Source organism: Streptomyces microflavus (assembly GCF_014650075.1).
Taxonomy (GTDB): Bacteria; Actinomycetota; Actinomycetes; order Streptomycetales; family Streptomycetaceae; genus Streptomyces; species Streptomyces microflavus.
On the sequence record NZ_BMUG01000001.1, the window covers coordinates 569,995 to 596,838 of the forward strand.

Sequence of the window (26,844 nt, forward strand, 5' to 3'; positions counted from 1 at the left end):
ACATGAAGAAGCGGGCCACCCGGATCGGGTGGCCCGCTTCTTTCGTCGTGGTGCCCGCTCAGCCGCGTCCGCTGCCCAGGGCCCGCCGGTTGACGGCGGCGGGCAGGGCGGGGCGCTGCTCGGCGGCCGACTGCTCGATCCGGAGCGCCAGAGCGGGGCAGCGCCGCACGGCCCGCTGGGCGCGCCCGCGCAGATGCATCGGAACCGAGGCGTCCGCCACCGCCGGATAGCCGTCGGGGCCCAGCCTGATGAGCTCGGGGACGATGTCCGCGCAGAGGCCGTGGCCCTGGCAGAGCGTCCAGTCCACCGCCAGCTTCTCGCCGCTCGGAATCGACTCCTCCAGGTCCTGGTAGCCGGAGGCGGGCAGCGGCAGCACACCGAGCGTCTCGCGGCCGCAGCCGCCGTCCAGGACATGGGCGGCCAGGTCGTCCGTGAACGCCGACAGCGTCGACATCAGGAACCGCGCCGAACCGTCCGGGTGCTTGCACGCGCCCCGGCCCTTCACGGCCTGGGTCACCTCGCGCAGGGCCTCCAGCGCGGCGGGCCCGCCGCCGTTCAGTACGTCGGAGAGTCCGCCCGCCGCCGCCGGGAGCCCCAGCTTGCACGGGCCGCACTGCCCGGCGGTCTCGGCCGCCAGCCAGTTCGCGATCCGGAGGGACTCGCCGAGCGGGCAGGTCTCCGGCCCGATCGGCAGAATCGCGCCCGCGCCCAGCGCACCGCCCACGGTGGCCAGGGACTCCCGGGATATGACCGCGTTGTGGGAGGCGACGGCGTCGATCCAGTTGCCGTGGTAGCCGCCCGTCAGGACCCCTTGGGGCAGCGGCGGCGCTCCGGCCAGTTGCAGGATGTACCGCAGCGGCACGCCGGTCGGCACCTCGATGACCATGGGCCGGGCCACGGCGCCGGAGACGGTGAGCAGGACGGTGCCCGGTTCGTTCGGCAGCCCGGTGTGCCCGTAGCGGCGGGGGCCTATCCGGGCGGCGACGGCGAGTTGGGCGTACGTCTCGGCGTTCGACAGCAGGGTCGGGGAGCCGCCGACCCCGGTCTCCGCCGCCCGCTCGCGCCGGCCCGGGGGCAGGGCGGGCCCGCCGTTCGCCGCCCGGATCACCGAGGACGCCTCGCCGGACACCATGCGCTCCGGGGTGCGGATCACCCGGGCGCGCAACTGCTGGCCGCGCCGGTCGGAGAGGCCGCGCTCGGCCAGGGCCGCGCGTACGGAGACCTCGGTGGAGTTACGGGTGACGGCGACGACCAGCGTGCGTGCGCCGAGCGCCTCCGCGGCCAGCAGGGCGCCGTCCAGGATCAGGTGCGGGGCACGGTTGAGGAGGACGGTGTCCTTGCGGCAGGCGGGCTCGCCCTCGCTCCCGTTGATCACGACGACGGGGCGCACCCCGCGCCGGATGGACGCCTTCGCCACCGCCCGCAGTTTCTTCCCGAAGGGGAACCCGGCCCCGCCCCGCCCGGTCAGGGAGATCGCCTCGGCCAGCTCGGCCAGCCGCTCGCCGGTCATCGGTTCGAGGGGCCCGTGCACCTTCAGGTGCATGGCGAGGTCGAGCCGCTCCACCAGGTCGAAGCCGGTGGTCAGTTGCGGCAGGCCGACGACGCGGACCTCGGGAACATCGGGGAGGGGGTCGTTCACGGGCGGTCTCCTGCGGGTGCGTGCCAGGGTTCGCCGGCCGGGGGCGCGGAGAACGGTCCGGTCGGCGGCTCGGCGCCGGTGCCGGTGGTGGCTGGGATGGGGGATTCGGCCGCCTGAGCAGCCCTGTACGGGGCTTCGTACGAGGCTTCGTACGAGGCTTCGTAGGAGGCTTCATAGGAAGGAGCGGGGGTGCTGGGCGTCGGGGCGCCTTCAAAGGAAGACGTCGCGTCGGCTGTGCCGTACGCCGTGGTGCCGTATGCCGTGGTGTCGTACGCCGGTGTGGCGTACGGGGGTGTCGTGCTGAGCGGTGGCGTGTACAGCGGTGGTTCCTGCGGAGGCGCGTAGGTGTGCTCGGCACCGTGCGGGCGGTGGTGGGCCTGCGCGGGCGGTGCGGGGGACGGGGCGGGCCACCTGGGGCCCGGCGTGAGCGTGGCGTCACCGGCCTGGGACACGGCGCGGTATCCGGCCGATATCCCCGGCCCGCCCACAGGGCCGTCGGCGAGCCGGTCGGAGCTGCGCGGAGGCGGTTCGTACACCGGGGTCTGGACCCCGTACAGCAGCTCCGTCGGCGCTTCGTGCAGGGAGCGAGTCTCGTGCGGAGCACGCGCCTCGTACGGGGCGGGCGTCTCGTGCAGGGAATGCAGCGAGCCGGACAGCGGCATGGGCGGGGGTGTCGGCGGGGCGAGCGGCGCCGACAGGGTGCGCGGGCGCACCGGAGTGCCCCGGACCTCCCGGTCCGGCTCGCTCCACCCCGCCGGGTCTCCCGTAGGCGGCTGACGGTCCGTGCCGGGCCCGCGTTCCGCACTGGGCCGCGAGGACCCGCGCAGCACCGGGTCCGGCGTGTCGAACTCCCCTTCCGGGCTCATCAGCGTGGCGATCCGGTCGGTGATCCGGCGCTTCGTCGGGCGGGGCAGCAGCCGCAGGCACAGGGCGCCGGCGACGGCGGTGAGGCACAGCCCGTACATCACGACGACCCAGGTGGCGGGTGCCCGGCCCGCGTACAGGCCGTGGACCAGCGCGGCGCACCAGGCCGGATAGGCCAGGGCGTGCAGGGCGCGCCACCGCCCCGCGATCCCGCCCGCCTCCCGGGGGGAGCCCAGCGACTGGCCGAGCCGGGTGGCCGTGGGGGAGGGCTGGGCGAACGCGCTGCGCAGTGCGCCGGTCGCGGCCGTGACGACCATGAGCAGTCCGGCCAGCGAGCCGAAGCCGATCAGCCCCGCCGTACCCGAGACGCCGAGGCCGAAGGGTATGAGGGCGCCGAGCAGGGACACATGGCCGAGGGCGATCTTCACGGTTCCGTGCAGCAGCAGGAAGCCGAGCGCGGCCACGGCCGTGGCCCGGTGGATGCCCTGGCAGACGATCCGCTGGCGGGTGGAGAGGAACAGCCGGTCGGTGGCCAGCAGGCCCCAGGCGACGGCCGCGCTGAGCGAGACCAGCGACAGCACGCCGGTGGTGAAATCGAGGGTGGCGCGGAAGCCGTCGCTCCCTGCGACGGCGAGCAGAGGGACGAATACCAACGCGGTGACAGTCAGGCCGCCCTGTACAGGCCGACTCATTCCGGTGCTCATGGTGGGGGATACGCGGATCTTGCGATGAGGGTTCATAGGGGCGACTCCGAATAGTTCGGCAAAGCGGTCCCGTTGCCGCATGCTAGGACGCCCCATACCAACCAGTACGGGCTTTGCGCGGTTGCCCCGATAGAAGTGGGTACGCCGAGTAACCTCCGCTTCCCGGGTGTTCCCGCCGTCCCGCGAGTCGCCCCAGGGCTCCGCGGAAAGCCCACCGGAAGCCCGCCGAACACACACCGTGTGCCCACGGGAGCATCACGCGTCAACTACTGAGGGCGACGAATGAGCAGTCAGGGAGGGGCTCGTGCGCGCGCTGTCCGCCCACCGGTCGCTCCCCGCTCCCTTCCGGGCACGTGCGGTACCCTGACGCCATGCGTGCCGTACGCCTTCTGCTTAGCGAGCCGCGCTGAAGAGACCCGACCGGTGAGAACGCCTGGTCGGAGTCAGCGCGGCGTCCCCTCCTGTGCGAGGGGATTTTTCGTTTCCCGGCAGATGACGATCGATGGAGCTTTGAGGATCATGAGCGAGACGAATTCCGCAGCCGAGACGGCCGCGCCGCACCGCTACACGGCGGCGATGGCCGCCGACATCGAGGCACGCTGGCAGGACTTCTGGGACGCCGAGGGGACGTACGAGGCACCGAACCCCACCGGAGACCTGGCGGGCGACCCGGAGCTGGCCGCCAAGCCGAAGAGGTTCATCATGGACATGTTCCCGTACCCCTCGGGTGCGGGGCTGCACGTCGGACACCCGCTGGGCTATATCGCCACCGATGTCTACGCCCGCCACCAGCGGATGACCGGCCACAACGTGCTGCACACCCTGGGCTTCGACGCGTTCGGCCTGCCCGCCGAGCAGTACGCGGTCCAGACGGGCACCCACCCCCGGGCCTCCACCGAGGCCAACATGGAGAACATGAAGGTCCAGCTGCGCCGGCTGGGCCTGGGCCACGACAACCGCCGCTCGTTCGCGACGATCGAGGCCGAGTACTACAAGTGGACGCAGTGGATCTTCCTGCAGATCTTCAACTCCTGGTACGACACCGAGGCCGACCGGGCCCGCCCGATCGCCGAGCTGGTCGAGCAGTTCGAGAACGGCACACGGGCGACCCCCGACGGCCGTGAGTGGAGCGCACTGAGCGCCGCCGAGCGCGCCGACCTGCTGGGCGAGTACCGCCTGGCGTACGCCTCCGACGCGCCCGTCAACTGGTCGCCGGGGCTGGGCACCGTGCTGGCCAACGAGGAGGTCACCGCCGACGGACGCTCCGAGCGCGGCAACTTCCCCGTCTTCAAGGCCAAGCTGCGCCAGTGGAACATGCGCATCACCTCCTACGCCGACCGGCTGCTGAACGACCTGGACGGGCTGGACTGGCCCGACGCCATCAAGCTGCAGCAGCGCAACTGGATCGGGCGCTCCGAGGGTGCCCGCGTCGAGTTCCCGGTCGACTCCGCCGGCGGCATCACCGTCTTCACCACCCGCCAGGACACCCTGTTCGGCGCCACCTACATGGTGCTGGCGCCCGAGCACGAGCTGGTGGAGCGGATCATTCCGGCCGCCTGGCCCGAGGGCACCCACCCGGTGTGGACCGGCGGACACACGAACCCGGCCGAGGCCGTCACCGCGTACCGCAAGCAGGCCGCCGCCAAGTCCGACGTCGAGCGGCAGGCCGAGGCCAAGGACAAGACCGGTGTCTTCACCGGCGCGTACGCCACCAACCCCGTCAGCGGCGAGAAGGTCCCCGTCTTCATCGCGGACTACGTCCTGATGGGCTACGGCACCGGCGCGATCATGGCCGTACCGGCGCACGACGCACGCGACTTCGCCTTCGCGCGCGCCTTCGAGCTGCCGATGCGCTGCGTCGTCCAGCCGTCGGACGACCGCGGCACCGACCCCTCCACGTGGGACGACGCCTTCGGCTCGTACGACGCGAAGCTGGTCAACTCCTCCAACGACGAGATCTCGCTGGACGGCCTGGGCGTCGTCGAGGCCAAGGCGAAGATCACCGAGTGGCTGCAGGAGCACGGCGTCGGCGAGGGCACCGTCAACTTCCGGCTGCGGGACTGGCTGTTCAGCCGTCAGCGCTACTGGGGCGAGCCCTTCCCGATCGTGTACGACGAGGAGGGCATCGCCCACCCGCTGCCCGAGTCGATGCTGCCGCTGGAGCTGCCGGAGGTCGAGGACTACTCGCCGCGCACCTTCGACCCGGAGGACGCCGACACCCAGCCCGAGACCCCGCTGTCGCGCAACGCCGACTGGGTCAACGTGACGCTGGACCTGGGCGACGGCGCCGGCCCGCGCAAGTACCGCCGTGAGACCAACACCATGCCCAACTGGGCCGGTTCCTGCTGGTACGAGCTGCGCTACCTGGACCCGAACAACGACCGGAAGCTGGTCGACCCGGAGATCGAGCAGTACTGGATGGGCCCGCGCGAGGGGCAGCCCACCGGCGGTGTCGACCTGTACGTCGGCGGCGCCGAGCACGCCGTGCTGCACCTGCTGTACGCGCGCTTCTGGTCCAAGGTGCTGCACGACCTGGGCCACATCTCGTCGGCCGAGCCGTTCCACAAGCTGTACAACCAGGGCATGATCCAGGCCTTCGTCTACCGCGACAGCCGGGGCATCGCCGTCCCCGCCGCCGAGGTCGAGGAGCGCGACGGCGCCTTCTACTACGAGGGCGAGAAGGTCAGCCGCGTCCTGGGCAAGATGGGCAAGTCCCTGAAGAACGCGGTCACGCCGGACGAGATCTGCGCCGAGTACGGTGCGGACACCCTGCGCCTGTACGAGATGGCGATGGGCCCGCTGGATGTGTCGCGCCCCTGGGACACGCGTGCCGTGGTCGGCCAGTACCGGCTGCTGCAGCGGCTGTGGCGCAACGTGGTCGACGAGGAGACCGGCGAGGTCACCGTCGTCGACACGGAGCCCGGCGAGGACGCCCTGCGGGCCCTGCACAAGGCCATCGACGGGGTCGGCCAGGACCTGGAGGGGATGCGGTTCAACACCGCCATCGCCAAGATCACCGAGCTGAACAACCACCTGACGAAGGCGGGCGGCCCGCTGTCGCGGTCCGTGGCCGAGCGGCTGGTCCTGCTGATCGCCCCGCTGGCCCCGCACGTGGCGGAGGAGCTGTGGCGCCGACTGGGCCACACCGAGTCCGTCGTCCACCAGGACTTCCCGGTGGCCGACCCGGCGTACGTCGTGGACGAGACCGTCACCTGCGTCGTCCAGATCAAGGGCAAGGTCCGGGCCCGCCTGGAGATCTCGCCCTCCATCACCGACGAGGAGCTGGAGACGCTGGCCCTGGCGGACCCGGCGGTCGTCGCGGCGCTGGGCGGGGCCGGGATCCGCAAGGTGATCGTGCGGGCGCCGAAGCTGGTGAACATCGTCCCCGCTTGACCGCCGTCCGCTGATGGTCGCGGTGCGTAGTCAGGGCCATCCCCTACGGGCAGGTTGGGGGTTCCGAAGGAACCCTCGGCCTGCCCGTTCCGTTTACGGTGGAGGGGAGCGACCGCTACCGGCAGCCGCATCGAGACACCAGGGGCATTCATGGAAGCCGCGATCACGATCTTGGCGCTGCTCTTCGTCGCGTTCATCGCGTTGGGCGTCTATGCGACCGTGAAGGCCGTCGGCGCGGCCAAGCGAGGCGTGGACCGCACGATCACCCAGGCCCGTCGCACGGTGGAGGACACCACCCTCCGGGCCAAGAGCTTCGGCCAGACCGGCGTCGCGGGTGAGCTGGCGCAGCTCCGGCTCGCTCTGCGCACCTCGATGCGTGCCACCCAGGACGCCCTGCACGCCGGTGTGGCGGAGGACTCCTCGCTCGCGGAGTCGGTGGGCCTCTTCCGCCGGCTGAGCGCCCACGGCCTTGAGCTGGACGACGAGCTGAAGCGCCTGGAGCGCGAGCCGGACCGGGCGACGGTCGCCGCACTGCTGCCGCAGCTGAAGGAGCGCACGCAGCGGATCACGCACTCGGCGGACTCCCTGCGCTGGGCGGCGCGGGACCGGGCGCGGCAGTTCGCCGACGACGACCTGGACGCGCTGAACGCGCAGATCGACATCGAGGCGGGGGCCCTGCGCCACTGGACCGTGGAGGAGCAGCGGCCCCAGCAGGCTTCGGGCGCCGCCTCCCAGGGGCCGGGTGCCGGTGCTAGGCGGGCGCACGACGCCGGGGTGGACTGGCCCGAGCCGACGGCCGGGGCCGGGAACAGCAGTACGGCGGACGAGTCCTGGGGCGGACCGGCCCGCGAGGAGGCCCCGCAGGCGATCACCGCGCCGGACCCGCACCTGCGGACGAGGTACCCGTGGCAGAAGGCCGCCAGGCCGGAGACGACCAACTGACGGCGGGGCCGTTCCCGAGCTCCCGTGTTCCCGGCTTCTCACGGCCGGTGCGTCCGTGGCCGATGGTGACAGGACGCGTTCCGAAGTGACCATGGATGATCGGAGGGCCGGGGCCGGGCTCCCGCACTCCCACCTCGGCAGGTAACCTCCGGCTCATGTCCCGCCATGTCGCTGTCGTCACTGATTCAACGGCCTACCTGCCGCGCCGGACGATGGAACGGCACGGCATCACCGCGGTGCCGCTGACCGTCGTCCTGGGCGATCAGGCGTTGGAGGAGGGCACGGAGATCTCGGCCCGCTCGCTCGCCCTGGCCCTGCAGAAACGCCACTCCGTCACCACCTCCCGCCCCAGCCCCGAAGTCTTCGCCGAGACATACCGGGCGGCGGCCGGGAGGGGGGCCGACGCGGTGGTCTCCCTGCATCTGTCGGCGGAGTTCTCGGGCACGTACGACGCCGCGCTGCTCGCGGCGAAGGACGCGCCGATCCCGGTACGCGTGGTGGACACGGGCATGGTCGCCATGGCCCTCGGTTTCTGCGCCCTCGCGGCGGCGGAGAGCGCGGAGGCGGGCGGCAGCCTGGACGAGGTCGTGGCGGCGGCGGAGAAGCGGGCCGCCGGAACATCCGCTTATTTCTATGTCGACACCCTGGACTACCTCCGCCGCGGCGGCCGCATCGGCACGGCCCAGGCACTGCTGGGCTCCGCGCTCGCGGTGAAGCCGATCCTCCAGCTGGACGGCGGCCGGATCGAGATGCTGGAGAAGGTACGGACGGCGTCCAAGGCCATCGCCCGCCTGGAGGAGATCGTCGCCGAGCGGGCGGGCGGGGCGGCGGTGGACATCGCCGTCCACCACCTCGCCGCACCGGAGCGCGCGGAGCGCCTGGCCGAGCGGCTGCGCGAACGCGTGCCGGGGCTGGTCGACCTCCATGTCAGCGAGGTGGGTGCGGTGATCGGGGCGCATACCGGGCCGGGGCTGCTCGGCGCGGTGATCTCGCCGCGGTGATCTGGCCGCGTTGACGGGGCCGTTGGGTGGCGACGGGGTTTCTGCGGAGGAGCGACAGGCCCCCGGACGAGTGAGTGAGATATCCACAACTGGCCCGCTATCCACAGGAATCGAGCCTGCTCGGCGGATTCGGCCGATCGTGCCTAACGTCGTGAGGCATGGCCCTTCGTACTTCTCGGGTGTCGATGCCCGACCACGCGTCCGTTGCTGCTCCGTCCGCTGGTGCTCCGCCCGCGGCTTCTCCGCCTCCGACCTCGCCGTCGCCTTCGACTCCGGCCTCGGCTTGCGGTGGTGCGGCTGCGGGAACCGCAGCCGCTGCCGAACGTGCCCCGGCGGCCGGGCGTCGGGCGCGACGCGGTCCGGGTAGCCGTCCGAGCGGCCGGGCGGGGCTCCGTCCCGGTGCTCGACCCGGCGCCCATGGCCGGCAGAGGTCCGCGCGGGGCCGTTCGGCCCTTGCCGCGGCGGCCGCGAGGCGTCGGGCGGACGCGCTGATGGGGAGTGCTCCCGCCCCGGGCGAGGGGGCGGACGCGCCTCCGGGTGCACGGTCCGAACCCGTCGCGATCAAGGATCCAGGGCCTGTTCCGGGCACGGTTCCTGAACCGAGCCCGAGCCCGAGCCCGAGCCCGAGCCCGAGCCCGAGCCCGAGCCCGAGCCCGAGCCCGAGCCCGAGCCCGAGCCCGAGCCCGAGTCCGAGCCGGAGCCGGAGCCGGAGCCGGAGCTTGAGTCCGAGCCCAGACCCTTATCCCTTGCCCGACGACAGTGCGGGGGAGGAGAGCCCGGGGCAGGGGCGTCGACCCGTGTGGGCCCGGCGGGTGGTGGAGGGGATCCGGGACCGGGTGCCCCCGTGGGTGCGGCTCAGGTGGGGGCCGGCGCCACGGACGCTCGCGGCCCTGGCTCTGGTGCTGCTGGTGGCCGTCGGCCTTGCCGGCTTCCACTTCTGGTCCGTGCGCCCGCAGACTGTGAGTGCCCCCGAAACGGTGGAGGCGGGGGCCTCCGAGGCGGTCGAAGACCCGTTACGGCCCGGAGGCGCGAGCCCAGTACCCCGCCCGGCCGCCGGGGTGCCGCCTTCCTCTTCCCCCTCCCCGGGCGTGGCCGGGCAGATCGTCGTGGATGTCAGCGGCAAGGTGCACCGGCCTGGCGTCCAGAGCCTCCCGGCCGGTTCGAGGGTGGCGGACGCGCTCCGGGCGGCGGGCGGCGTGCGCGCCGGGACGGATGTCACGGGGCTCAACCGGGCGCGCGTCCTCATGGACGGCGAGCAGGTCGCGGTAGGGCTGCCCCAGGCACAGGCACAGGCACAGGCACAGGCACAGGCCCAGGCCCAGGCCGCCCCCGGTACGGCCGGCGGGGCGGCGGGCGCACCTGGCACCTCCGGTCCGGCGGCACCGCTGAGCCTGAGCGCGGCGACCAAGGAGCAGCTCGAAACACTGCCGGGGGTCGGGCCCGTGCTGGCGCAGCACATCATCGACCACCGCACGGAGAACGGCGGATTCCGTTCCGTCGACGAGCTCCGGCGGGTCAACGGCATCGGCGACCGCAGGTTCGCCGTCCTCCGACCGCTCGTGCAGCCATGAGCGGCCGCGCGACGGGGTGCGGTGGGGGCGAGGCGGACCGCGCGGCTGCCCCGACGAGCGGTGTGCCGGGGGCGGTCCGTGCGCGGGAGGAGGGGCCGGTGGATCTGCGGCTCGTTCCGCCGGCGCTGGCGGTCTGGGCGGCCGCGGCTCTCGCGCTGGGGCCGCCGGGACGCTGGGTGGCCGCAGGGGTGGTGGTCTGTGCCGTTGTGGGGCTCGCGCTCCTGGCGGCCGCGTCCGCAGGAGGCAGGGGGGCCGCCGCATCCGGCGGAGGCAAGTGGGCGGCCGGGCTGGGAGCCGTGCTGCTCTGCGCGGCGGCGGGCGGAGCCACGGCGGGACTGCACGGCGCCGATGTCCGGCGAGGACCCGTTCCCGGACTGGCGCAGGAGCATACGCGGGTCGACGCCCAGGTACGGGTGACATCGGATCCCCGCCCGACCCGCCCCGGCGTGCGGGGCAGCCACAGCACCCCGGCCACACTCCTGCTCGATGCCGACATCACCGAGGTGACCGCACCGGGCGGCCACCGCACCAAGGTCCGCACGCCCGTGCTCCTCATGGTCTCGCCCGGGGACGCCCGCGAGGAGTGGCAGCGGATTCTGCCGTCCACCCGGCTCCGCGTCGGCGGCCGTCTCTCGCCCCCGGCCCACGAGGGCGAACGCCTCGCCGCCGTGCTGCGGGTGGACACCGAAGGGCGGCCCAGGATCACCGGCCCCCCGACGACGGTCCAACGCGCGGCCGGGGAGCTGCGCTCGGGGCTTCGGGAGGCGACGGACGGCCTCGATCCGGACGCGCGGGCGCTGCTGCCGGGGCTGGTGGTCGGAGACACCTCCAGGGTCTCGCCCGAACTCCACGACGCCTTCAAGGCCACCGACCTGACGCACTTGCTAGCTGTTTCCGGGGCGAATCTCTCGATCCTCCTCTTTCTCCTCATCGGACCACCCGGGTCGGCGCTCAACAGTGAACGGCGGGGTCTGGCACCGAAGCTGGGCATCTCCCTGCGGGCGACCGCGCTGATCGGGGGCGCGCTGACGCTCGTGTTCATCGTCGTGTGCCGCCCGGAGCCGAGTGTCCTGCGCGCCGCGGCCTGCGGTCTGATCACCCTTCTCGCCATCGGGACCGGCCGCCGCAGGTCTCTGATCCCCGCTCTGGCTGCGGCTGTTGTGCTCCTGGTGCTGTACGACCCCTGGCTGGCCCGCAGTTACGGCTTCCTGCTGTCGGTCCTGGCCACGGGCGCCCTGCTGACCCTCGCTCCGCGGTGGAGCGCGGCCCTGCAACGGCAGGGGATGCCGACCCGGTTCGCGGAGGTGCTGGCGGCGGCGGCCGCCGCGCAGGCGGTGTGCGCGCCCGTCGTGGTGGTCCTGGCCTCGCGGGTCAGCCTGGTGGCGATTCCGTGCAACCTGCTGGCGGAGTTCGCGGTGGCGCCCGCGACGGTGCTCGGGTTCGCGGCGCTCGCCGTCGCCCCGGTCGCCCCGCCGGTCGCCGAAGTGCTGGCCGAGGTCGCGGGCTGGCCCGTCGGGTGGATCGCCGCGGTGGCCCGTACGGGGGCGGACCTGCCAGGGGCGGAGGCCCCGTGGCCCGGGGGCTGGGCCGGTGCCGCCCTCCTGGCGGTGCTCACGGTCCTGGCCGTGCTGCTAGCCCCTCGGCTGGTGCGCCACCCCTGGGTCTGCTCGGCCGCCGCGCTGCTCCTGGTCCTCGTGGTGGTCCGGCCGGTGCCGCTGACCCGGATCGTGACCGGGTGGCCGCCGCCCGGCTGGGCGTTCGCGCTGTGCGATGTGGGTCAGGGCGATGCGATGGTGCTCGCGGCCGGGGAGGGTACGGGCGTGGTCGTCGACGCCGGACCCGACCCCCGCTCGGTCGACCGGTGCCTGCGGGATCTCGGTGTCACCCGTGTACCGCTCGTCATCCTCACCCACTTCCACGCCGACCACGTACGGGGACTGCCCGGCGTACTGAGGGGCAGGGCCGTGGGCGCGGTCCAGACGACCAGCCTCGACGAGCCGCCCGAGCAGGCCGCGTTCGTCCGGCGTACGGCGGCCGCGGCCCGGGTGGCGACGGTGCGGGCGGTACCCGGTGAGCGGCGCCGGGCGGGACCGCTCGACTGGCGGGTCCTCTGGCCGCGTGCGGGGCCCGGGGGAGTCGGGGCGGTGAAGGGGGCGCAGGGGCCGAACGACTCCAGCGTGACCCTGCACGTACGGGCCGCGGGCGGACTCACCCTGCTGCTCCTCGGCGACCTCGAACCGCCCGCCCAGCAGGGGTTGCTGCACAGCTCCGAGGGGCTCCCCGGGGTGGACGTCCTCAAGGTGGCCCACCACGGTTCAGCCTTCCAGGACGTGGGCCTGCTGCACAGCGCGCGGCCGAGGCTGGCGCTCATCTCCTGCGGCGCGGACAACCCGTACGGCCACCCGTCGCCCCGAACCGTCGACGCGCTCAGGGCCGCCGGGGCGCGGGTCCTGCGTACCGACACCGACGGCGCCATCGCGGTGGCGGGCGCGGGCAAGGAGCTCCGGGCGGTGGGCCGTTCAGGACGGGAACCCTGACCGGTCGAGGGAGGAGGGCGGGACCAGCCAGGTGCTGTCGAGCATCAGGTCGCGGCCGGCCTGCTCGTTCACCTCGCGCCAGGCCCGGACGGTGTGCGGGGTGATGCGCAGGTACACCCACGGGGAGTCCTTCCGCGGGTCCCACACGAGCTTCGCCGCGAACGCGTCGCCGGAGGCGGTGGGAAGGTCCGTCTCCTCGACGATCTCGGCCTCTCCCTCGATGAGCACCACGTCACGGGTGGGGCCGAGGGTGACCCTGATCCTGCCGGTGGGGGTCACGTTGACCGCCGTAGGGTTGGTCCTCCGGGTCGCCATGAGGAGGGTGCCCTCGTGCCAGACGAACGACAGCGGCACCAGGCAGGGGGTGCCGTCCGGGGAGGCGGTCGCCACCCATGCGTCCAGGTCGTCGCGGAGGCGGCCGAGGGTGTCCCGCAGGCGCTGTTCGGGGCTGCGCGGAGGGTGTGGGGTCATGGCCGTCACGCTATCCGCCGCCCCGAGCGGTGCGCGTCGGCCGCCGGACCTAGGCCTTTCGCCCGGGACGGGGGCCGCCCCGCCCCGGACCGAACCGCCCGGACCTGCCGGGCCGGAGGCGCTACGGCTTCTCCAGCCACCCCTCGTACTCCTCGGCGAACGCGTCGAGCGCCGCGGGGTCCAGGCGGCCGGCCGGGTCCTCCACGACCACCAGCCACTGGGCGTCCTCGGCGTCGTCCTCGCCGGCCAGGGCGTCCCGTACGAGCTGGGGTTCCTCGGCGACCCCGAAGCGGTCCGCCAGCTCCCCGGCGACCTCCTCCGCGGCGTCGCGGTCGGGCAGCACCAGTACATGTCTCACATCGCTCACCCGGTCATTCTCCGGTACGGGCGCCTCTGCCCCACCCTCCGGGGCAGCCGGGCTGTCAGTGGGTCATGGGATGCTGGATCGCGATGGCCACCAGGAAGAATTCCACCGACGACCCGCTCGCCCCCCTCACCCTCGCCGTGGGCCAGGAGGACCTCCTCCTGGACCGTGCGGTGCAGCAGGTGGTGGCGGCGGCCCGCGCCGCCGACGCCGATACGGATGTCCGTGATCTGGCGTCCGACCAGTTGCAGCCCGGCACGCTCGCCGAGCTCACCAGCCCCTCACTCTTCGCCGAGCGCAAGGTCGTGATCGTGCGCAACGCGCAGGACCTCGCGGCCGACACGGTCAAGGACGTCAAGGCGTATCTCGGTGCGCCGGCCGAGGAGATCACGCTCGTCCTGCTGCACGCGGGCGGCGCCAAGGGCAAGGCGCTCCTGGACGCGGCGCGCAAGGCCGGGGCGCGGGAGGTCGCCTGCCCGAAGACCACCAAGCCGGCCGAGCGGCTCTCCTTCGTACGGTCGGAGTTCCGGACGCACGGGCGGTCCGCGACGCCGGAGGCGTGCCAGGCGCTGGTCGACTCCATCGGCAGCGATCTGCGGGAGCTGGCCAGTGCGGTGTCCCAGCTGATCGCGGATGTCGAGGGGACGATCGACGAGGCGGTCGTCGGGCGCTACTACACGGGGCGGGCGGAGGCGTCGTCGTTCACCGTCGCCGACCGGGCGGTCGAGGGGCGGGCGGCGGAGGCGCTGGAGGCGCTGCGGTGGTCGCTGTCCACCGGGGTCGCGCCCGTTCTGATCACCAGTGCGCTGGCGCAGGGGGTGCGGGCGATCGGGAAGCTGTCCTCCGCGCGGGGTGGGCGGCCGGCCGACCTGGCCCGGGAGCTCGGGATGCCGCCGTGGAAGATCGACCGGGTGCGGCAGCAGATGCGGGGGTGGACGCCGGACGGGGTCGCGGTGGCCCTGCGGGCCGTGGCGGCTGCGGATGCGGGGGTGAAGGGTGGGGGGGACGACCCTGAGTACGCCCTGGAGAAGGCCGTCGTCGCTGTTGCGCGGGCCGCGCGGGCTGGGCGGTAGGAAGTTTCCGCCGGGCTGGGGTGGCGCTCCGGGCCGGCCCGGAAGTGGTCCGCGTTCACCGCGAGGTGGGCGCCCTCGTGCGAGCACCGGTTCCGTCCTCAAACGCCGGACGGGCTGGGGTGTGCGCCGGACGGGCTGGAAAGGCCGGGAAATCCCCCGCGCCGGCCACCAGACATGCGGAAGCCCCGGTCCCTGATCTGGGGAGATCGAGGAGCCGGGGCTTCCGGGTCACACTCTTGGTGCGCCGCACCCGCGTGGCGAACGCAGGTTCGGTGTGCGGCGCGGGGTGCCGGTCAGGGACGGGAGAGAGGGCCCGTCTGGTCCGTTCCGGCGATCACATCAGTGAGCTTCGGGAAGAAGCTCAGGCCTGCAGGGCGCCGACCTTGGACGCCAGCGCCGACTTCTTGTTGGCGGCGGCGTTCTTGTGGATGACACCCTTCGAGACAGCCTTGTCGAGCTGACGGGAGGCGTCGCGGACGGCCGTGGTGGCCTTCTCGACGTCACCGGCAACGACGGCCTCGCGGGCCTTGCGGATCGCGGTCTTGAGCGACGACTTGACGGCCTTGTTGCGCAGGCGCGCCTTCTCGTTGGTCTTGTTCCGCTTGATCTGGGACTTGATGTTCGCCACGAATAGAGCCTTTGCAGGTTCGTTGGATCTTCTAGGGCGCCACGCCGCTCATGAAGAGCCACGAGGCACAGCTGTCCACGGTAGCAGCCACCCTCCGACCGGCCCAAACCGGTCGCTGTCCCGCAGGCGTGGGACGATGGAGCCTACGTATCGATCCGACCGACGATCCGACCGACCCGACATCGACCCGAGACACGGCGTTCGGCGTCTCAAGAATCAGGACCCTGCGTGCCCGCGACTCCTTCCAACGTGCCCGAGCCGAGCCGTACCGACCCGGCGCTGATCCGCAATTTCTGCATCATCGCGCACATCGACCACGGCAAGTCGACCCTTGCCGACCGGATGCTTCAGCTGACCGGAGTGGTCGACCAGCGGCAGATGCGTGCTCAGTACCTCGACCGGATGGACATCGAGCGCGAGCGCGGCATCACCATCAAGTCCCAGGCGGTCCGACTGCCCTGGGCGCCCAACACGGGTGAGGACACGGGCACCACCCACATCCTCAACATGATCGACACCCCGGGCCACGTGGACTTCACCTACGAGGTCTCCCGTTCGCTCGCGGCCTGCGAGGGCACGGTCCTGCTGGTCGACGCCGCGCAGGGGATCGAGGCCCAGACGCTGGCCAACCTCTATCTCGCGATGGAGAACGAGCTCACCATCGTCCCGGTGCTCAACAAGATCGACCTGCCCGCCGCGCAGCCGGAGAAGTTCTCCGAGGAGCTGGCCAACCTCATCGGCTGCCAGCCCGAGGACGTGCTGAAGGTCTCCGCCAAGACCGGTGTCGGTGTGGACGCGCTGCTCGACCGGGTCGTCCGTGACGTACCGCCCCCGATCGGCGTCGCCGAGGCCCCCGCCCGCGCGATGATCTTCGACTCGGTCTACGACGCGTACCGCGGTGTCGTGACGTACGTCCGTGTCATCGACGGCCAGCTCAACAAGCGCGAGCGCATCCGGATGATGTCGACCGGCGCCACCCACGAGCTGCTGGAGATCGGGGTGTCCTCCCCGGAGATGACCCCGGCCGACGGCATCGGCGTGGGCGAGGTCGGCTACATCATCACCGGTGTGAAGGACGTGCGGCAGTCCAAGGTCGGTGACACGATCACCTCCCTGCACAACGGGGCGACCGAGGCGCTGGGCGGCTACAAGGACCCGAAGCCGATGGTCTTCTCGGGGCTGTATCCGCTGGACGGCTCCGACTACCCGGACCTGCGCGAGGCGCTGGACAAGCTCCAGCTCAACGACGCCGCCCTGGTCTACGAGCCGGAGACCTCCGCCGCGCTCGGCTTCGGTTTCCGCGTCGGCTTCCTCGGCCTGCTCCACCTGGACGTGGTCCGTGAGCGGCTGGAGCGCGAGTTCGGCCTCGACCTGATCGCGACCGCCCCCAACGTGGTCTACCGGGTCGAGATGGAGGACGGCAGCGAGCACGTCGTCACCAACCCGAGCGAGTTCCCCGAGGGCAAGATCGACAAGGTGCACGAGCCGGTCGTCCGCGCCACGGTGCTGGCCCCCAGCGAGTTCATCGGCGCGATCATGGAGCTCTGCCAGAACCGGCGCGGCACCCTGCTCGGCATGGACTACCTCTCCGAGGACCGCGTCGAGATCCGCTACACGCTGCCCCTCGCCGAGATCGTCTTCGACTTCTTCGACCAGCTGAAGTCCAAGACCCGCGGTTACGCCTCGCTCGACTACGAGCCCACCGGCGAGCAGACGGCCCAGCTCGTCAAGGTCGACATCCTGCTGCACGGCGACAAGGTGGACGCGTTCTCCGCGGTCACCCACAAGGACAAGGCGTACGCGTACGGCGTCCGGCTCGTCGCCAAGCTGCAGAAGCTCATCCCGCGGCAGAACTTCGAGGTGCCGATCCAGGCGGCCATCGGTGCCCGGGTCATCGCCCGTGAGACGGTCCGCGCCATCCGCAAGGACGTCCTCGCCAAGTGCTACGGCGGTGACATCTCCCGTAAGCGGAAGCTGCTGGAGAAGCAGAAGGAGGGCAAGAAGCGGATGAAGATGGTCGGCAACGTGGAGGTCCCCCAGGACGCCTTCATCTCGGTGCTGTCGACCGACGAGTCCGCCGGGGAGAGCAAGGGCAAGAAGTAGCCCCGAGCCGCCACCCGCCGACGAGCAGTCCGAAGGGTCCTCACACCGCAGTAACGTGCGGAGTGAGGGCCCTTTCGTTATGAAAGCGGCGGCTCGTTGCCTCTTACGTGGCGGACGAGTGCGCTCTACTCTGATCACGACTCGTTGGTTACTCACCAGTTAAACAAGCCGAACAAGCAGGTTGCGCAGCAGGACAGCAGCACAGGACAGCGGCGCTCAGTCGCAGTAGTCGCAGGATCAAAGAAGCCGGTCGTAGCAATGCCGCAGGCCCGGAGGACGTCGTGAGCGACACACAGACCTTGATCGATAACCGGCCGCCCTCCGTGGCGGCCCTCTTCATCGACCGCGTGGCGGCGACCCCGGACGGGGAGGCGTACCGCTACCCGGTCCCGTCCGCCTCGGGCGAGGGTCCCGACGACTGGAAGTCGCTGAGCTGGGGCCAGGCCGCCGAGCGGGTCTACGCGATCGCAGCCGGGCTGATCGCGCTGGGTGTGCAGCCCGAGGAGCGGGTCGCCCTCTCCTCCGCCACCCGGGTCGAGTGGATCCTCATCGACCTCGGTGTGATGTGCGCGGGCGCCGCGACCACCACGGTCTACCCCTCCACCAACGCCGAGGAGTCCGCCTTCATCCTGGCCGACTCCGAGAGCCGGATCCTCATCGCGGAGGACGCCGAGCAGCTGGCCAAGGCCCGTGAGCGCCGCACCGAGCTGCCCGACCTCGCCCATGTCATCGTCATCGACCCGGCCGGCGTCGAGCCCGCCGAGGGTGACCCCGAGGGCTGGATCATCACCCTCGCCGACCTGGAGGCCCGGGGCAACGAGCTCCTCGCCAAGACCCCGGACGCGGTCACCGAGCGGGTCTCCGCCATCACGGCCGACCAGCTGGCCACCCTCATCTACACCTCGGGCACCACCGGCCGCCCCAAGGGCGTACGGCTGCCGCACGACAACTGGTCGTACATGGCCAAGGCCACCGTCTCGACCGGGCTGATCAACGCCGACGACGTGCAGTACCTCTGGCTGCCGCTCGCCCACGTCTTCGGCAAGGTCCTCACCTCGGGCCAGATCGAGGTCGGCCACGTCACCGCGGTCGACGGCCGCATCGACAAGATCATCGAGAACCTGCCGGTCGTCCAGCCGACCTACATGGCCGCCGTCCCCCGGATCTTCGAGAAGGTCTACAACGGGGTCGCCTCCAAGGCCCGCGCGGGCGGCGGCGCCAAGTACAAGATCTTCCTCTGGGCGGCCGGGGTCGCCCGCGAGTACGCCAAGGTCTCCCAGGACAACTTCCGCCGCACCGGCAAGGCCTCCGTCCCCTTCGCGCTCGGCGCCAAGCACAAGGTCGCCGACGCGCTCGTCTACTCCAAGATCCGCGAGGCCTTCGGCGGCCGGCTGCGCGCCTGCGTCTCCGGCTCCGCCGCCCTCGCGCCCGACATCGGCTACTTCTTCGCGGGCGCCGGCGTCCACATCCTGGAGGGCTACGGCCTCACCGAGACCAGCGCCGCCTCCTTCGTCAACCCGGGCGAGGCCTACCGCACCGGCACCGTCGGCAAGCCGCTCCCCGGCACCGAGGTGCGCATCGCGGACGACGGCGAGATCCTGCTGCGCGGTCCCGGCGTCATGGAGGGTTACCACAAGCTGCCCGACAAGACCGAAGAGGTCCTGGAGTCGGACGGCTGGATCCACACCGGTGACATCGGCGAGCTCTCGGCCGACGGCTACCTGCGCATCACCGACCGCAAGAAGGACCTGATCAAGACGTCCGGCGGCAAGTACGTCGCCCCGGCGGAGGTCGAGGGCCAGTTCAAGGCGGTCTGCCCGTTCGTCTCCAACATCCTGGTGCACGGCGCGGACCGTAACTTCTGCACCGCGCTCATCGCGCTCGACGGCCCCACCATCCTGAACTGGGCCGCCGAGAACGGCCTGGAGGGCAAGTCGTACGCGGACGTGGTCGCCGCCCCGCAGACCGTCGAGCTCATCGACGGGTACGTCAAGCGCCTCAACGAGGGGCTCCAGCGCTGGCAGACCATCAAGAAGTTCCGCCTCCTGCCGCGCGACCTGGACGTCGAGCACGGCGAGCTGACCCCCAGCCTCAAGCTGAAGCGGCCGGTCGTCGAGCGGGAGTACCAGGGGCTGATCGACGAGATGTACGCGGGATCACGCGAGGCGTAGCGCGAACCACCGCTGCTCCGAGGGAGCCGGCGTACGCGGGCGGGAGGGCCGGACACCGAGGTGTCCGGCCCTCCCGCCCGCTGTGCATGTGTCGTTGTGTTTCCCGAAGCCTTGCGTTCGAACCTGCTCGATTTTCTGCCCACTTCGGTAACTCGGTGCTTATGGATGCGGCCGGTCTGTCACTCTGTCGGAGTCGTCGGACCCGTAGGAGCCGCACCGTGGCACCCATCCCCTTGCAGCGGGACACCGTGCAGCGTCCCGGCACCACCCGTGCCGGGTACGCGCACGGCCCGCGCCTGGCCAGCCGCACCAGCCTGCCCGGCATACCGCTCGCCCCGTCCGCCGCCCGCCGGTTCGTGCGGGCGGCGCTCGCGGAGTGGACCGGGCTGGGGGTGCCCGCCGCCGTGGGCTTCAGCGACCGGCTCGCCGACGACGCCGTGACCGTCACCAACGAGCTGGTCACCAACGCCGTCGTGCACGCCGGGACCACGGTCGACCTGGTCCTCAGGCTGGAGGAGGAGGGCGGCGACGAGCCGTCGGCGGCCCTCGTCCTGGAGGTCACCGACCACCACCCGGCCCGCCCGGTCGGCGCCGACGAGCCGGGCGCCGCCGGGGCACCGGGCCGTACGGACACCGAGCCGCCGGCGGAGAGCGCGGCCGGCCTCCCCGACCCCGCCGAGTACGGCCGGGGTCTCCAGCTCGTCGCCACCCTCGCCGAGTCCTGGGGCATCACCTACCGCACCGGCCTCAAGACCGTCTGGGCCCGGCTCCCCGTCGACGACTGGAGCGGCCCGCCCGCCCCGCCCGACCGGGACGCCCTGCGGCGGGGCCTGCGCGCCGCCGAGATCCTCGCCCCCGCTGCCCGGCGCACCGAACGCGACGACGCGGTCTGGGACAGCCGTGGCGCCCCGGCCTTCCTCGCCGAGGCGTCCGACCTGCTCGCCGGGCAGCTCGACGAGGACCTGGTGGCCGCCATAGCGGGCCAGCTGCTGGTGCCCCGCCTCGCGGACTGGTGCGCGATCTAGCTGGAGGCCGAGAGCGGCGGCCCTGGGGCCGAACCCCGCCTCGCCCGGGTCTGGCACAGCGACGAGACCGGTACGGAGCCCCTGCGCACCGCCCTGGAGCGGGAGCCCCTCCGCCTCCCGGCCGACGTCGGCTCCGGCCCCGTATCCGTCCCCGTGCCCGTGCCCTGGTCGGCCCCACCCGCGGACGAGGCTCCGCAGCCCGGCGCCCGTGACGGGGCCGCGCTCGCCTTCCGGATCACGGCGGGCGGCCGGGCGCTCGGGACCGTCCTCGTCGGACGGGAGGGCGTCGCCCAGGTGCCCGAGGCCGTCGCGTCCCTCATCGAGGACTTCGTACGCCGCCTCGGCCTCGCCGTCGGCGCCGCCCGCGCCTACACCCGGCAGGCCACCATCAGCCGGATCCTCCAGCGCGGCCTGCTCCCCAGCAAGGTCGCCGAGATCCCCGGCGTCACCAGCGCCCTCGTATACGAACCGAGCGACGACGGCGTGGTCGGCGGTGACTTCTACGACATCTTCCCGTGCCCCGGCGACCGCTGGTGCTTCGTCCTCGGCGACGTCCAGGGCTCAGGACCCGAGGCCGCCGTCGTCACCGGCCTCGCCCGCCCCTGGCTCCGCCTGCTCTCCCGGGAGGGCTTCGGCGTCGGCGAGGTCCTGGACCGGCTCAACCGACTGCTGCTCGACGACGCCATGGAGGCCGCCGAGGCCGCGGCCCTGATGGTCGCCGCAGCCGGGGGCCGGCAGCTCCACGACGGCTCGCAGTCCCGGTTCCTCTCGCTGCTGTACGGGGAGGTCGTGCCGCTCCCCGGCGGTGGCGTCCGCTGCACGGTGGTCAGTGCCGGGCACCCGCTGCCGCTGCTGCTGCGCCCCGACGGCTCCGTACACCCGGCGGCCGAGCCGCAGGTGCTGCTCGGGGTCGTGGAGGACGTGGCGTACGAGAGCCAGACCTTCGACCTGGAGCCCGGGGACACCCTGCTCTGCGTCACCGACGGGGTGACCGAGCGGCGGTCGGGGCCACTGATGTTCGACGACGGGGACGGGCTGGCCCGGGTCCTCGCCGGGTGCGCCGGGCTGCCCGCCGATGCGACGGCCGAACGCATCCGCCGGGCGGTCCACGAGTTCGCCGAGCAGCCGCCGGACGACGACGTGGCGCTGCTGGTGCTCCACGCGGACTGAACGGGCCGGAGGCCGCCCCGACCGGGCGGAAAGCCGCCCGGTCCGGGAAGCTCCCGCGGCGAGCGACAATGGACGGTATGCCTTCCGTACTGCCCGATGGTGAGCCCGTGCCCGACGACGGGGCGCTGCCCCGCCACGCCCTGGAAGGCGCAGCCGACCGCCCGCTCGGCTTCTACCTGCACGTCCCGTACTGCGCCACCCGCTGCGGCTACTGCGACTTCAACACCTACACCGCCACCGAGCTGCGCGGCTCCGGCGGCGCCCTGGCCTCCCGCGACAACTACGCCGCCCACCTGATCGAGGAGGTCCGCCAGGCCCGCAAGGTCCTCGGCGACGACCCGCGCCCGGTGCGTACGGTCTTCGTCGGCGGCGGCACCCCCACGCTCCTGCCCGCAGCCGATCTCGTGACGATGCTGGCATCGATCAAGGAGGAGTTCGGGCTCGCGGAGGACGCGGAGATCACCACCGAGGCGAACCCCGAGTCCGTCGACCCGGCCTACCTCGAAGCCCTGCGCGAGGGCGGCTTCAACCGGGTCTCCTTCGGCATGCAGAGCGCCAAGCAGCACGTCCTGAAGATCCTGGACCGCACGCACACCCCCGGCCGCCCCGAGGCCTGTGTCGCCGAGGCGCGCGCGGCCGGCTTCGACCACGTCAACCTCGACCTGATCTACGGCACCCCCGGCGAGTCCGACGACGACTGGCGGGCCTCCCTGGACGCGGCCATCGGAGCGGGCCCCGACCACGTCTCCGCGTACGCCCTGATCGTCGAGGAGGGCACCCAGCTCGCCCGCCGCATCCGGCGCGGCGAGATCCCCATGACCGACGACGACGCGCACGCCGACCGCTACCTCATCGCGGACGAGGCCTTCGCCGCCGCCGGATTCGACTGGTACGAGGTCTCCAACTGGGCCACCACCGAGGCCGGCCGCTGCCTCCACAACGAGCTGTACTGGCGCGGCGCCGACTGGTGGGGCGCGGGCCCCGGCGCCCACAGCCACGTCGGCGGCGTCCGCTGGTGGAACGTGAAGCACCCCGGCGCGTACGCCCAGGCGCTCTCCGAGGGCCGCTCGCCCGGCGCCGGCCGCGAGATCCTCGGCGAGGAGGACCGCCGGGTCGAACGCATCCTGCTGGAGCTCCGGCTCCGCGAGGGCTGCCCGCTCGACCTGCTGAAACCCGACGGCCTCGCCGCCTCCCGCCGCGCCCTGACCGACGGACTGCTGGAGAGCGGACCCTACGAGGAGGGCCGCGCGGTCCTCACCCTGCGCGGGCGGCTCCTGGCCGACGCCGTCGTCCGCGACCTGGTGGACTGATCCCGGACCGCACCGGAGGCGGGCCTCACGGCTTGCAGTCCTTCGCCGTCAGCGGCGGCGCGACCCCGGCGGGCTTGCCGCAGACGACGGTCCGCTCGGCGCTCGGCCCGGGGCGGACCACCTTGACGATGTTCAGACCGTGCAGATGGCCGGAGACCGAGGACTTCGCCGGGCCGAACGCGATCGTCCCGGTGGGCATGTTGTTCAGCTCCACCGTGTGCAGCGTCGCCCAGGTCTCGGCGGCGCTCCTCCGGACGTCACCGCGCGCGGCTGCGTCGTACAGGGCCGCCGTCGCGCTGTAGGCGATGACCGTCTGCCCGCTGGAGAACAGCTCGTCCTCGTACGCCGGGCGCCCCGCGGCCAGCGCGGTGACCTTCTCCTCGTCGAGCAGGGCCCGCAGGGTGCGGTGCGCGTCCGCGTAGAAACCCGGGTTCGTTCCCCGGTCCAGCGGTGCGAGGGAGCTGTGGTAGAGCGTGACGTTCGTCGCGATGGAGGCGCTGTCGCTGAACGTGTCCTTCGTCAGATCGTCCCCGGTGAACACCGTCAGCGCCCGGTTCCAGCACCCGGTGGTCTCCGACAGGCCGCGCATCAGAGCCCGTACGTCCTCGACGCGCCCGGCGAAGTACAGCGCGTCCGGGACCCGCTCCGCCTGGCAGATACCGGTGAGCGGGGCGTTCAGACTGGCGCCGCCCGCCAGGTCGAAGTCGACGTCGGGGCCGAGCGCGAAGCCCGCCGCCCGGAGCATCGCCCGGCCCGCGTCCCGCTGCTCGGCGGTGTACCGGTCCAGGTCCCCGTTGCGGTCCTTGCGCGACAGCACGATCGCGTGCGGGCGCTCCAGCTTCCGCGCGATCTGCCGGGCGACCAGCCCGAGCGCGTACGTCTGCTCCTCGTCCGTCGCCGCCAGGCCGAAGTAGTTGGGGAAGTCACGGGGCAGATCGCTGCTGGAGTTCGTCGTGTTCACCAGCGGCAGCCCGGCCGTGCGGAGCAGCGCGGCGGCGTCGTCGCTCTCGTCGGTGTTACGGCCGAGGCCGACCACACCCACCACCGTCGGGTCCCGCCGGGCCACCTCGATGATCTTGCGGACGGCGGTGAGCTGGCGCAGCATGTCCTGGCCGGTGTTGGCGGTGAGCACCCGCAGCTTGACCGACCGGTTCACGGTCTTGTTCACCGCCTGCTGGTGGAGATAGACGCCGGTCAGCTCCTCCAGACCCTTGCGGGTCGCCTCGGGATCCCTGCCGGTCGACGTCAGCGGACCCGCGTAGACGACGGTGACGTACGCGTCGCCCGGTGCGATGTCCGCGTTCTCCTCCCGGATCGCCTGCTCGATCCGGTCGAACGTGATGCCCTCCCCGCCCCCGAGCAGCTCCAGGCCGTTGCCCCGGGCGAAGCGCACCTCGGGCACGGTCGCCACGCCGACGCACTCCCGGGACCCGTCCCGCCCGGCCCAGATCGCGTCCGTGCTCCGGTCGGTCAGCGGCCCGTGGCAGTACGTGTCACGCCAGTGCCCGGCCCACAGGAACGCCCCCAGCAGACTCCCCACCACGACCAGCGCGATGCTCGTCCTCGACATCACCCACCACGCCCAGGTGCGCGGCACCGGGTGGGTGACCAGCTCGGTCCGCGCGGGCGCGGTGGTCAGCTCCTGGGTGGCCAGCGGCAGCTGGAGCACCCACGCCAGCATCGCCGCCGCCACCGGCGACTGCCCCAGGCTCAGCTCGTCGGCCCAGCGGTCGTACTGCTCCTGGGCCCCCGGCGGAGCGGCCGGCCGGACCGCCCCCGGCCGCTCCGGGGGCGGCGGGGTGTGCCGCATGACCTCGGCGGCCGGCAGCGCCGCGAGCAGCAGCAGCGGATCGACCTCGCTGCGCCGCGACCGTACGTTGTTGATCGCGTTGATCAGCAGGATGCCGCCGTTGTCCTGGGTGGCCCGGTGCAGGAGCACCACCGGCGGCCGGGTCCGCTTGGCGCGCCGCCAGTCCGCCGCGCGGGGCCGGTAGTTGTCCCGCAGGTCCTCCAGCAGCGCCTGCACCCGCAGCTCCAGGTGGAACTGGCGCGCGTGCCCGTCGCCCGCCCCCGCGTGCGCCACCCGCTTCGCGACCGCCGCCGCCCGCACCCGGATCACGTCCCACGACCCTCTCGGCGAGAGGCGGGACCAGCCGTCCGAGGGATAGCCGGTGCTGGAGGCGGCCAGGGAGGAGGTGGTGGCGAACCACCGGCTGGCCCGGCGCAGCCACAGCAGCGGCGGCGCGGACCGGCCCACCAGCCCCACCACGGCGAGCCCGACCAGCGCGAGGGACGCCACCAGCACCGTCAGGAACCAGTCGATCTCGCCGAGCAGCACACTGAGCAGGGCGATGAAGAGCGCGCCGACGAAGGTCTCCGGCCGCACCGAGTTCCGTAACGACGACCCCCACGTGCCCCGGCGCGGCCGGTCGGCCCGCCAGCGCAGCCGGCGCAGCTGCTCCAGGATCAGCTCCTCGCCGATCTCCCCGGTGTCCCCGTCCGACTGCCCGACCACGGTCGCGGTCGCCTGCTCGATCGCCCCGAGCAGCCGTGAGCGGGGAAAGGCGAGGGGCTTGTACTGCGTGGCCCCGGGCGATTCCCACGGCTTCTCCGCCAGCGTGCGGACCATGTCCAGCGCCGCCTCGTACGGGGTGGCCCCGCCGCCCTCCAGCCGCTGCACCGGCACCCCGCGCCGCTCATTGGCCTTGTGGACCAGCCTGACGATCGCCTCGACCTGCTCGTCGATCTCGCGCCCGGCCCCGGCGTCCTCCGCCTTGATCACCACCAGCGGCATCACCGGCCGGTTCCTGCGGTACCGGTCGATCAGCTGCTGCATCAGACGGAAGACGGCCAGGGCCGCCTCGTTCCCCGCTCCGCCCCGCCAGTTCCCTTGTCGCATCGCCCGTGCCCTTCCCCCGTGAACGGGTGAGCCCGTTCCCCCCACCCTCCATAACCGATGGTGCGTGTGGGACGCAGGCATTCCTAGGGATCGGCACGTGATCCTCTCGGGCGGGCCGGCGACGGGCCCGGGACATCACTCAGGAAGGGTGACGAAGTCAATCAATTCCTCTACCCGGCCGAGGAGTTGAGGCTCAAGATCCTTGTAGCTGCGGACCTTGGACAGGATGTGCTGCCAGGCCGCCCCGGTGTTCTCCGGCCACCCCAGCGCCCGGCACACCCCCGTCTTCCAGTCCTGGCCCCGGGGCACCACCGGCCACGCGTCGATCCCCACCGAGGACGGCTTCACCGCCTCCCAGACGTCGATGTACGGGTGGCCCACCACCAGCACATGCGGATCCGAGACCTGCGCGGCGATCCGGGACTCCTTGGAGCCGGTCACCAGGTGGTCCACCAGCACCCCAAGCCGGGCGTCCGGCCCTGGGGAGAACGCACCCACGATGGCCGGGAGGTCGTCGATGCCCTCCAGGTACTCGACCACCACGCCCTCGATGCGCAGGTCGTCGCCCCACACCCGCTCCACCAGCTCCGCGTCGTGCCGGCCCTCCACATAGATCCGCCCCGCCCGCGCCACCCGGGCCCGCGCACCGGGCACCGCCACCGAACCGGAAGCCGTCCGGGCGGGACGCACCGGACCACCGGGCCCCGGGCGCACCAGCGTGACCACCTTGCCCTCCAGCAGGAAGGCCCGCGGCTCCATCGGGAAGACCCGGTGCTTGCCGAAGCGGTCCTCCAGGGTCACCGTGGGCCCCTGGGCCGTCTTCTCGCAGCGGATCACCGCCCCGCAGAAGCCGGTGGCGACCTCCTCCACGACGAGATCGGGTTCGGCGGGGACCTCGGGCACGGGGGCGGACCTCTTCCACGGCGGGGTCAGGTCCGGCTGGTAGCTGCGCATGCGCCGACGATAATCCTCACCCCGC

Annotated in this window: 16 protein-coding genes and 1 pseudogene; 10 read left to right on the top strand and 7 right to left on the bottom strand. The window is 72.6% G+C overall.

Annotated elements, in window-relative coordinates; translation table 11 throughout:
- Window positions 1-58 precede the first annotated feature (58 nt).
- Window positions 59-1,639 (bottom strand): NADH-quinone oxidoreductase subunit NuoF family protein, encoded by a 1,581-nt coding sequence (locus IE264_RS02410; RefSeq protein WP_015608460.1) that lies wholly within the window; start codon window positions 1,637-1,639, stop codon window positions 59-61.
- Window positions 1,636-3,195: a ferric reductase-like transmembrane domain-containing protein gene (locus tag IE264_RS02415; protein ID WP_032753245.1), complete on the bottom strand. Its 1,560-nt coding sequence runs from the start codon at window positions 3,193-3,195 to the stop codon at window positions 1,636-1,638. Before IE264_RS02415 ends, IE264_RS02410 begins: the two co-directional genes overlap by 4 nt.
- Before the next feature lie 531 nt (window positions 3,196-3,726).
- Between IE264_RS02415 and leuS the strand changes: the two genes are divergently transcribed.
- The 5 genes from leuS to IE264_RS02440 all read left to right on the top strand — a co-directional run bounded on the left by leuS (window position 3,727) and on the right by IE264_RS02440 (window position 12,651).
- Window positions 3,727-6,600 carry a leucine--tRNA ligase gene (gene leuS, locus IE264_RS02420; protein ID WP_032753244.1) on the top strand — a complete coding sequence of 958 codons (2,874 nt, stop codon included), beginning with the start codon at window positions 3,727-3,729 and terminating at the stop codon, window positions 6,598-6,600.
- Window positions 6,601-6,750: 150 nt separating this feature from the next.
- Window positions 6,751-7,542: a hypothetical protein gene (locus IE264_RS02425; RefSeq protein ID WP_015608457.1), complete on the top strand. Its 792-nt coding sequence runs from the start codon at window positions 6,751-6,753 to the stop codon at window positions 7,540-7,542.
- Between the two features lie 155 nt (window positions 7,543-7,697).
- Window positions 7,698-8,543 (top strand): DegV family protein, encoded by an 846-nt coding sequence (locus IE264_RS02430; protein WP_032753243.1) that lies wholly within the window; start codon window positions 7,698-7,700, stop codon window positions 8,541-8,543.
- Between the two features lie 824 nt (window positions 8,544-9,367).
- Entirely contained in the window at window positions 9,368-10,114 is a 747-nt protein-coding gene (locus tag IE264_RS02435) for a ComEA family DNA-binding protein (protein ID WP_051821664.1), read from the top strand.
- Window positions 10,111-12,651 carry a ComEC/Rec2 family competence protein gene (locus IE264_RS02440; protein ID WP_032753242.1) on the top strand — a complete coding sequence of 847 codons (2,541 nt, stop codon included), beginning with the start codon at window positions 10,111-10,113 and terminating at the stop codon, window positions 12,649-12,651. Before IE264_RS02435 ends, IE264_RS02440 begins: the two co-directional genes overlap by 4 nt.
- Here IE264_RS02440 and IE264_RS02445 read toward each other — a convergent pair.
- Both IE264_RS02445 and IE264_RS02450 read right to left on the bottom strand, forming a co-directional pair.
- Entirely contained in the window at window positions 12,634-13,122 is a 489-nt protein-coding gene (locus IE264_RS02445) for a pyridoxamine 5'-phosphate oxidase family protein (RefSeq protein WP_051821654.1), read from the bottom strand. The two genes, IE264_RS02440 and IE264_RS02445, sit on opposite strands and share 18 nt — an antisense overlap.
- A gap of 121 nt (window positions 13,123-13,243) precedes the next feature.
- Window positions 13,244-13,489, bottom strand: coding sequence for a hypothetical protein (locus IE264_RS02450; RefSeq protein ID WP_015608452.1), 246 nt, complete (start codon window positions 13,487-13,489; stop codon window positions 13,244-13,246).
- 83 nt (window positions 13,490-13,572) lie between these two features.
- On the opposite strand from IE264_RS02450, the gene holA reads away from it, so the two are divergent.
- On the top strand, window positions 13,573-14,559 hold the full coding sequence (holA, locus tag IE264_RS02455) for a DNA polymerase III subunit delta (RefSeq protein WP_032753241.1): 987 nt from the start codon (window positions 13,573-13,575) through the stop codon (window positions 14,557-14,559).
- A gap of 361 nt (window positions 14,560-14,920) precedes the next feature.
- Here holA and rpsT read toward each other — a convergent pair whose 3' ends face one another.
- Complete coding sequence (gene rpsT, locus IE264_RS02460) at window positions 14,921-15,187, bottom strand: 30S ribosomal protein S20 (RefSeq protein WP_015608450.1); 267 nt, start codon at window positions 15,185-15,187, stop codon at window positions 14,921-14,923.
- Window positions 15,188-15,415: 228 nt separating this feature from the next.
- Between rpsT and lepA the strand changes: the two genes are divergently transcribed.
- From lepA to hemW, 4 genes and pseudogenes are all read left to right on the top strand, one after another.
- Window positions 15,416-17,290, top strand: coding sequence for a translation elongation factor 4 (gene lepA, locus IE264_RS02465; protein WP_015608449.1), 1,875 nt, complete (start codon window positions 15,416-15,418; stop codon window positions 17,288-17,290).
- A gap of 281 nt (window positions 17,291-17,571) precedes the next feature.
- A complete protein-coding gene (locus tag IE264_RS02470) occupies window positions 17,572-19,461 on the top strand; it encodes an AMP-dependent synthetase/ligase (protein ID WP_032753240.1) in 1,890 nt (629 codons plus the stop codon).
- Window positions 19,462-19,679: 218 nt separating this feature from the next.
- Window positions 19,680-21,656 (top strand): annotated as a pseudogene (locus tag IE264_RS02475) (SpoIIE family protein phosphatase).
- 68 nt (window positions 21,657-21,724) lie between these two features.
- The gene (hemW, locus tag IE264_RS02480) at window positions 21,725-22,966 is read left to right on the top strand and encodes a radical SAM family heme chaperone HemW (RefSeq protein WP_032753238.1); all 1,242 of its coding nucleotides are present in this window, start codon (window positions 21,725-21,727) and stop codon (window positions 22,964-22,966) included.
- 25 nt (window positions 22,967-22,991) lie between these two features.
- On the opposite strand, the gene IE264_RS02485 is transcribed toward hemW, so the two are convergent.
- Entirely contained in the window at window positions 22,992-25,865 is a 2,874-nt protein-coding gene (locus IE264_RS02485; RefSeq protein WP_032753237.1) for an ABC transporter substrate-binding protein, read from the bottom strand.
- A 135-nt stretch (window positions 25,866-26,000) separates the two neighbouring features.
- Window positions 26,001-26,819 carry a DUF3097 domain-containing protein gene (locus tag IE264_RS02490; protein WP_032753236.1) on the bottom strand — a complete coding sequence of 273 codons (819 nt, stop codon included), beginning with the start codon at window positions 26,817-26,819 and terminating at the stop codon, window positions 26,001-26,003.
- Window positions 26,820-26,844 lie beyond the last annotated feature (25 nt).

Coding starts and splice junctions, on each gene's coding strand:
- IE264_RS02415 (WP_032753245.1), bottom strand. CDS start 3,195: ATGAGTCGGCCTGTACAGGGCGGCCTGACTGTCACCGCGTTGGTATTC.
- leuS (WP_032753244.1), top strand. CDS start 3,727: ATGAGCGAGACGAATTCCGCAGCCGAGACGGCCGCGCCGCACCGCTAC.
- IE264_RS02425 (WP_015608457.1), top strand. CDS start 6,751: ATGGAAGCCGCGATCACGATCTTGGCGCTGCTCTTCGTCGCGTTCATC.
- IE264_RS02430 (WP_032753243.1), top strand. CDS start 7,698: ATGTCCCGCCATGTCGCTGTCGTCACTGATTCAACGGCCTACCTGCCG.
- IE264_RS02440 (WP_032753242.1), top strand. CDS start 10,111: ATGAGCGGCCGCGCGACGGGGTGCGGTGGGGGCGAGGCGGACCGCGCG.
- IE264_RS02445 (WP_051821654.1), bottom strand. CDS start 13,122: ATGACCCCACACCCTCCGCGCAGCCCCGAACAGCGCCTGCGGGACACC.
- holA (WP_032753241.1), top strand. CDS start 13,573: ATGGCCACCAGGAAGAATTCCACCGACGACCCGCTCGCCCCCCTCACC.
- hemW (WP_032753238.1), top strand. CDS start 21,725: ATGGACGGTATGCCTTCCGTACTGCCCGATGGTGAGCCCGTGCCCGAC.
- IE264_RS02485 (WP_032753237.1), bottom strand. CDS start 25,865: ATGCGACAAGGGAACTGGCGGGGCGGAGCGGGGAACGAGGCGGCCCTG.
- IE264_RS02490 (WP_032753236.1), bottom strand. CDS start 26,819: ATGCGCAGCTACCAGCCGGACCTGACCCCGCCGTGGAAGAGGTCCGCC.